The 7,009-nt window shown below is 50.4% G+C and carries 8 protein-coding genes; 2 read left to right on the plus strand and 6 right to left on the minus strand.

Features of this window, described 5'->3' with window-relative positions:
* Positions 1–281: 281 nt before the first annotated feature.
* The 5 genes from ACT3RQ_RS17500 to ACT3RQ_RS17520 form a co-directional block, all read right to left on the minus strand.
* Positions 282–1,508: an amidohydrolase family protein gene (locus ACT3RQ_RS17500; protein WP_444641086.1), complete on the minus strand. Its 1,227-nt coding sequence runs from the start codon at positions 1,506–1,508 to the stop codon at positions 282–284.
* A 23-nt stretch (positions 1,509–1,531) separates the two neighbouring features.
* Positions 1,532–2,839, minus strand: coding sequence for a TRAP transporter large permease (locus ACT3RQ_RS17505; protein WP_444641088.1), 1,308 nt, complete (start codon positions 2,837–2,839; stop codon positions 1,532–1,534).
* Between the two features lie 10 nt (positions 2,840–2,849).
* Positions 2,850–3,350 carry a TRAP transporter small permease subunit gene (locus ACT3RQ_RS17510; RefSeq protein ID WP_444641090.1) on the minus strand — a complete coding sequence of 167 codons (501 nt, stop codon included), beginning with the start codon at positions 3,348–3,350 and terminating at the stop codon, positions 2,850–2,852.
* Positions 3,347–3,976: a TetR/AcrR family transcriptional regulator gene (locus tag ACT3RQ_RS17515; RefSeq protein WP_444641092.1), complete on the minus strand. Its 630-nt coding sequence runs from the start codon at positions 3,974–3,976 to the stop codon at positions 3,347–3,349. Before ACT3RQ_RS17515 ends, ACT3RQ_RS17510 begins: the two co-directional genes overlap by 4 nt.
* 62 nt (positions 3,977–4,038) lie before the next feature.
* On the minus strand, positions 4,039–5,175 hold the full coding sequence (locus ACT3RQ_RS17520) for a C4-dicarboxylate TRAP transporter substrate-binding protein (protein WP_444680978.1): 1,137 nt from the start codon (positions 5,173–5,175) through the stop codon (positions 4,039–4,041).
* Positions 5,176–5,356: 181 nt separating this feature from the next.
* Here ACT3RQ_RS17520 and ACT3RQ_RS17525 point away from each other — a divergent pair, with 181 nt between their 5' ends.
* Together ACT3RQ_RS17525 and ACT3RQ_RS17530 are read left to right on the plus strand one after the other, a co-directional pair.
* A complete protein-coding gene (locus ACT3RQ_RS17525) occupies positions 5,357–6,070 on the plus strand; it encodes an AzlC family ABC transporter permease (protein WP_444641095.1) in 714 nt (237 codons plus the stop codon).
* The gene (locus tag ACT3RQ_RS17530; protein WP_444641097.1) at positions 6,067–6,381 is read left to right on the plus strand and encodes an AzlD family protein; all 315 of its coding nucleotides are present in this window, start codon (positions 6,067–6,069) and stop codon (positions 6,379–6,381) included. Before ACT3RQ_RS17525 ends, ACT3RQ_RS17530 begins: the two co-directional genes overlap by 4 nt.
* A gap of 188 nt (positions 6,382–6,569) precedes the next feature.
* On the opposite strand, the gene ACT3RQ_RS17535 is transcribed toward ACT3RQ_RS17530, so the two are convergent.
* Positions 6,570–7,009 (minus strand): isochorismatase family protein (locus ACT3RQ_RS17535; protein ID WP_444641099.1); only part of this gene is annotated, 440 nt, incomplete at its 5' end.

Below are 7,009 nucleotides of genomic sequence, written 5' to 3' on the forward strand. Positions count from 1 at the left end.
GTTGTCGGTGCGCCAGCCAACCACGTTACAATTCAGAATATCAAAGGCATGTGTCAACAGCAGCAGTTTGCAGATGGTATTAATATGAGAGGATTACAATAAATTTTCATCGCGAGACTAAATACTGCCTGTTGCCGCGAACAGCGCCCACCAAGCCATTACCTGTATTCATAAGAAAGTTTAGCGGCTTAACAATGTCCAGAGACACAGACACCGGAACTGTAGAGTTCCGGCGCTGGGGCAATCAGATAAAATTATTACTGAGTATTTAAGCGTAATGCTTAAAGCGTATTTTTATAAGAAACGCCCCCTTTCATAATGAGCATCAGCTGTTCGTCAGGCTCAGTAAGCACTGTGATATCGTTCAGGGGGTTATCTTTAAGGATGATGACATCACCACGGGCGCCGGGAATGATTTCGCCAAAATCGCCCGTATGGCCGTAGGCATCGGCCGCGTGGCTGGTGGCCGCACGGATCAACTCATCGGCAGGTACCACCTCTTTGCGAAGATGGAACTCATTGAGCTGATGACGCTGCATACGGCCCAGTAAGTCAGACCCGTAAAGCATCTTCACACCGTGGCGCTGCGCCATTTCAAGGGCTTTGCCACCCGCATCGAGTACGTCGAACACTTTACGCTGCAGCTCTTCAGCCATACCCGCTTCCACGCCTTCTTTCGCTAACGCATCGTAAGTACACAGTGTAGGCGTCAAATAAGCGTCATGTTCGAGGAAAAGACGGCAGCTCTCTTCGTCCATAAGATTACCGTGTTCGATGGTTTTAACACCGCGAGGCAGCAGGCGATTAATAGCGCGTGCTGTATAGGCGTGAGCCATGGTATGAATATTGGCAGCCGTCGCCTCTTCTACAATGGCGTCGATCTCTTCAAGCGAAAACTGTGTGCTATCAATACGATCTGTGGGTGACGACACGCCACCAGACGCCATGATCTTAATTTGAGTAGCGCCTTTGCGAATCTCATCACGTGCGGCCTGACGCACTTCACTAACGCCGTCACATACACGGCCAAGGCCTGCACAGCAGAAGCAGCCTTCAAAGGTTTGCTGGCCTGGCCCACGCATATCACCGTGGCCACCCGTTTGTGAGAGCGCCCGGCCAGCGTACATGATACGTGGCCCGGCCAGCGTTCCTTCATCTACCGCTTTGGCCAGGCCGTAATCAGCCCCACCGGCATCGCGTACGGTGGTAAACCCACGCATTAACATGGCTTCTAGTAGCTCGCTGGATTTGGCGCCCACGTAAAATGGTGAAAGCGTGCCCAGCAGCGCAAAGTTGGGCGTGATGGCGGTGACGTGTACGTGGGAATCCACCAAGCCTGGCATCAGGTAGCGGCCTTTTACATCGATGACCTGGTCGTCGTTGCCCTCAAGTGGGGACTCGCTTACCGCTTCGATGCGGCCATCTTTAATGCGCACCTCATGATTAGGGAGCACTTTACCGTTGCGTGAATCGATAACGTTGGCGTTGATAAAACGAGTGGTAGTCATGAGTGTTCCTTATTGTATAAGCGTCAGAACATTTTCTGCGGAAGATAAAGCGAAAGCGCAGGAAGCAGCACGATGAGCAGCAGCGCGACGATGTCCATCACGATGAACCAGCTCACACCCCTGAAGACCTCGCTCAAGGTAACGCTGTTGCCGAGTGCACCTTTGATGACATAGACGTTAAGCCCGATAGGCGGTGTGACCAGCCCAACTTCGAGCAGCTTGACTACGATGATGCCAAACCAAATCAAGTTAAGATCTGCGCCTTCGACCAGGGGAAGTATTAGCGGCAATGTCAGTAATAGCAGGCCAATGGAGTCGATAAACATGCCTAAGATAAGGTAGATAACGGCTACCGCTAGGATGATCCACCATGTCTCAGTGCTCACACCTAGGATTAACTCGGAGAAAGCAGCGGGTACACCGCTCATGGCCAAAAAGCGGGTGAAGAACAGCGAGCCGATCAAAATAATAAAGATGCTGGCCGTGCTTACCGCCGTTTGGACGACCGCTTCACGAATGGCAGCGATGGTTAGAGTACGACGGGCCAAGGCGATTAATGCTGCAATGGTAGTGCCTACTGCACCCGCTTCGGTTGGCGAAAAGACACCCAGAAAAATCCCGCCAAGCACAGAGCCAATGAGTAATGGCAATGGCCAGATATGTTTGAATGCATCCCACTTTTCTTGCCAGGTAGAGCGTACATTGGTATCTCCAGCCAGGCTTGGATTGAGCTTGGTACGCACCATTATCATCGCAATGTATAACAGCGCAGAAATGACGCCCGGAATGAAGCCCGCCATAAACAACTGGCCAACGGACACTTGGGCATAAACACCATAAAGCACCAATAAAACGCTTGGCGGAATCAACGAACCTAGCGTGCCTGATGCAGCAACCGTGCCCGTTGCTAGGCCCTTATCGTAGTTGTGCTTGAGCATCTCAGGCACCGCGATGCGCGACATGGCGGCAGATGTCGCAACGCTTGACCCCGATGCAGCGGCAAAAAAGGCCGACGCCATCACGCTGGAAACGGCAAGCCCGCCAGGAAGTCTCGCCAGATAGAGACGCATGGCCTGGAATAGGCCTTGAGTCATGTTAGTGGTGGTACACAAGTAGCCCATGAAGAGAAACATAGGCGCGGCGGTTAATTCCCAAGTACCCGCAAAATCGAACGGAGTAGCAGAAATCATCCCCCACGCAACTCGCATGTTGGTCATTTCGCCAATACCGATAATCGATACTAATCCCAAAGCAATACCGATTGGCACGCGCAGGGCGATCAGGGCCAAGGCAATGGCGATACCCGCCACACCTATCTCGATGTTAGTCATTGATTAGCTCCTACAGTGCTTGGCGTTGATGCACTGCCTTGATCATGTTGGCGAGAATGGCCAGGCACATGGCGGCAAAGCCGACCGGTAATGCCCAGCGGCTGGGCCATAAATAGAAGGTGAAGTTGGCCATGGCGGTTTCTTGACGCACCGTGGCACGAACGGCATCAAGATAGCTCTGGTAACAGAGCATGCCGAAGTACACCAAGCCAAGCGTACCGGCAAACAGGTAAAACGCCAGCTGCACAGGGGGAGAAAACCTGCCTACAAAAACATCGACACTGATGTGCTCCCGCTGGAGTTCCACGTAGGCAATGGGCAGAAACACTACCGCAACCATGTAGTAGAAGGAGACGAATTCCAGCGTGCCGGTAAACGATTTACCAAAAAAATAACGCAGCCCTACATCAAGCGTGACATGCAGCGCCATTAGGATAAGAAACAGCCCCGCCAACACTAGTGCGCTCTTGGCAACCCATTGGCTTAATGATTCAACAATGCGCGTGATCATACATACTCTCTTGTCTTCGCTTGCGAAGATGCAAAGCCAAGCTCGATAAGGGCGTCTTTCCAGAACAGCAGCATGTCGCGGTAAAGCTCTGGGTCATCACGCCATATGCTCTGGGCGCCCATACCGCGCATCATGCAGAGAGTGGCGTTCAGAGCCACACGATTTTGCCGTGACGTATGCCTTGAGCTGGCAACAAGCTGCTCCCAGATTGCCTCTAAAGAGCTATTGAACCTGGCCGCAAGGGGAATAAGCACTTTCATGATGTCAGGATCGGTACGGGCAGTGGTCAAATACTCCAACGTCACCATGTACAGATCCCCTTTGAAATGCTCGTGTAGTACTCTCAACAGGCTATCGAAGTCAAAATTACCCTCTTGCACACTGACTGCCAGTTGGCGAACGCTCTCAACCTCTTGGTTAAGCAGGTCCTCCAGAGCTGACTGCATCAAAAGCGTTTTGGACGGATAGTGATGAACCAAAGCCCCACGAGACACACCGGCCTGACGAGCGACATCAACCGTCGAAGTGGCACGAATTCCCTTGGCAAGAACGCATTCGATCGTTGCCTGCATCACGCGAGCTTGAGTGTTGCGTGAGCGCTCTTCCTGATTTTGTCGCTTCGTCATACCGGTCCCTATTTTTATTGCATTAACGTTGGCCGCCTAGCAGGCACACAGAGTACGTTAAATTAATAAATGCCGTAATCAGCGGGAAGTTTGCTGTAGATTTCACCCATCGCTAACTGGGCCAGGGCCTCCTCGTCACTGCGATCCACGCCTTCAAGCAGCGCTTGCCACTTTTCATAGGTGCTTAGGAAGTCATCAATTAAGGCTTCCGGATCTTCCACACCGTACTCATCACGCGCCTTGTTATAGACGTTGGAGAGCGCTTGTTCGCGGAACGCGACAACGGATTCCATGAGATCATCTTCCGGCTCATAGACGTTGTTGCCTAACTCTTTGGCTTCTTCGATAGCAGACTCTGAAGCATTAAGGAACTGAACAACCATGCGCGTCATTGCTTTAGCAGTAGCTTCCTTGAAGACGTTGCGCTGATCGTCAGTAAGGTCTGCCCAAAACCCTTCGTTAAAGCCCCACTGAGGACCTGACCAGTACATACCGGTAGGCAGAAGCGTTGTGTGTTTGGCCACTTCCCAGAGGGAGCGATCAATTAAGTCGTTAGCCGCATTGGTAGCACAATCCAGTGATCCGCGATCAAGGCCGCTATACATTTCACTTGAAGGAACATTCACGGGGGTACCGCCAGCTTCTTCTACCCAAGCAGATACCGTTGAACCCGCTGTGCGGATACGCTTGCCACGCAGTTCTTCAAGATTACGCACAGGCTCCCGGCAAAACATCACGTAAGGCGGGGTGCTATAAGCGCCAAGATAAACGATATTCAAATAATCCCATTCGGCTAGCTGAATGGGATTATTTAGACTAAAGTCGGTAACAGCTAGTATGCTGGCTAAAGGGTCATCATAGTTAAACCCCAGTTCCTGAACCGCATTAGCAACCGGCATTTCAGAAGGTGTGTAAATAGCGGCATGGTGTGCTACCTGCGCAATATTATCCTGAATACCCTGCAAATTAGCGCGCGGCGCTAGCAGTACAGTACCCGTATAAACCTCAGGTTGTAGCTCCCCATCAGAAAGCTCTTTAACCATCTCAGCCCATTCGATATAACCGTAACGAGAGTGAGGGTGCTGTTGGTCGTAAAACGAATTAGCAATAAAAGAAGTTGTCGCTTGAGCGGAAGTAGCAAAAGCAGGTAACGCAAGAGAAGCGATAGCCAGAGTGAGTGCATTGCGGTTGAAGTTCATATTGTATTATCCCCGAACCGAATCAATCGGCAGTTTTTTAGCGTTATGTTATTTCATTTAATCGTGGTGGCATACTCTCTTCTAGCGTATGCACACTATTCAATTTAAACTTCAAAAAATATAAAAACAAGCAGGTCTGTTTGTTTTTATATAAAGCGCACAGAAGATGGCGAGTAAGCTTATGAAAAATAAAACAAAACTGGACATGGCTGGTACATGGAGAGGAATCCTCATGATGCTCCCCTTAGCGGCCTTCACTATCGCGTTTGGTTTAGCCTTTGGTGTAGCTGCTTCACATGAGGGTGTCACTCATTGGGAAGCAATGTTAATGAGTGTGTTTGTCTTTGCTGCTCCGTCGCAATTTGCAGCACTTGAGCTATGGCAGACGCCACTACCCATGCTGGCCCTAGCGGCGACTACCCTCACGATCCATACCCGACATGTCTTAATGAGCGCGTCCTTATACCCTTGGCTCAAGGCATTGCCCTTGCGCCAACAATTCGGCGTTATATTCATGCTGACAGATTCAAATTGGGCTATGGCGTTAGGTGAATATCATCGCGGCGAGCGTAATATTGGCATTCTTTTAGGCGGGGGTATTGCGCTATGGGCTGCCTGGGTCATTGGAACTGGTTTAGGGTTAGCATTCGGAGGTGGCATCAATCAACCAAAGCGCTTCGGCCTTGACGTGATCATGCTATGTTTTCTGCTGGTCATCGTGATAGGTGGAAATCCCAAGGCGTTGATGATTTTACCGTGGCTGGCAGCAGCCATCAGTGCCTTACTGGCGTATTGGTGGCTGCCTCCTTATCTGCATGTAATGGTAGGCGCTTTAACGGGGGGGATGGTCGCCATCTTATTACCTAAACGCTGGTATAAGACGGGGACATCATGAGTTCAATCACAGTGTGGCAATCGTTATCAGCAATTATGTTAATGGCAGCCATCAGCTATGGCTCTCGTGTGCTGGGACTGTTGATTATGGCGCGTTTACCATTAAGCCCTAACATTCAGCTTTTTATTAATGCCATGTCCAGCTCAGTGCTTATTGCGATTATAACGCCAATCATTGTGCATGGTGACGGCGGCACCCGCCTCGCCGCTATCATGGCAGGCATGGTGGCGATTATCTTTAGGAGCCCATTGGCATCAATAGCGATAGGAATCGTATGCGCAGCGGGTTGGCGTTGGTGGTTTATTCCATAAAAACATTTAAGTCAAAGCAATCAACATACCTTTTATCTCTTACTAACAGCCATCTTTTATTAAAAATAACAACATTGAAGTATAGATCACCAACCTTATTTAAAAAGCAGTTTTTTTAACAACACACATTAAACAGAACTAACACTGCCATTTTTATTTCCAGGGGTCAGACGTAAACGTTTTGATTTTTAATTGAAATTACTAAAGAGTGCAAACGTTTCATCGCTACTAACAATAGCCGCATACTCCCCTTCCAGATTCGCCAGTGACATAGCATGCACTTCATCCGCCGTGCGATAAGTGCCTGCGTAGTCCTGCTTGGCAAAGGTAAACGTGGCATCGGCGACGACGTGGGTATCAAAGCCAAGATTACCGGCTGTGCGAGCGGTGGCTTCAACCGAATTGCTGGTACTTACACCGACGATAACCAGCCGCTTGATCTCGCGAGCGTGAAGCCAGCGCTCTAAGCCTGAGTGGGTAAACGCACAGGGTATGTTCTTTTCCACTACGTGCTCTTTAGGTTGCGGGACTAGTGCGGGCTGGAACTCTGCGCCTGGCTGTCCCGGCCAGAACGGCGAGCCGGGGGTCCGAGAGATATGTCGTACATGCACCACCGGCCAGCATGTAC

The organism is Halomonas sp. AOP43-D1-4 (assembly GCF_052446175.1).
GTDB classification, from domain to species: domain Bacteria; phylum Pseudomonadota; class Gammaproteobacteria; order Pseudomonadales; family Halomonadaceae; genus Vreelandella; species Vreelandella citrativorans.

Excerpts from the sequence above, each read along its gene's own strand:
- ACT3RQ_RS17520 (WP_444680978.1), bottom strand. The coding sequence starts at position 5,175 with ATGAACTTCAACCGCAATGCACTCACTCTGGCTATCGCTTCTCTTGCG.
- ACT3RQ_RS17530 (WP_444641097.1), top strand. The coding sequence starts at position 6,067 with ATGAGTTCAATCACAGTGTGGCAATCGTTATCAGCAATTATGTTAATG.
- ACT3RQ_RS17505 (WP_444641088.1), bottom strand. The coding sequence starts at position 2,839 with ATGACTAACATCGAGATAGGTGTGGCGGGTATCGCCATTGCCTTGGCC.
- ACT3RQ_RS17500 (WP_444641086.1), bottom strand. The coding sequence starts at position 1,508 with ATGACTACCACTCGTTTTATCAACGCCAACGTTATCGATTCACGCAAC.
- ACT3RQ_RS17525 (WP_444641095.1), top strand. The coding sequence starts at position 5,357 with ATGAAAAATAAAACAAAACTGGACATGGCTGGTACATGGAGAGGAATC.
- ACT3RQ_RS17515 (WP_444641092.1), bottom strand. The coding sequence starts at position 3,976 with ATGACGAAGCGACAAAATCAGGAAGAGCGCTCACGCAACACTCAAGCT.
- ACT3RQ_RS17510 (WP_444641090.1), bottom strand. The coding sequence starts at position 3,350 with ATGATCACGCGCATTGTTGAATCATTAAGCCAATGGGTTGCCAAGAGC.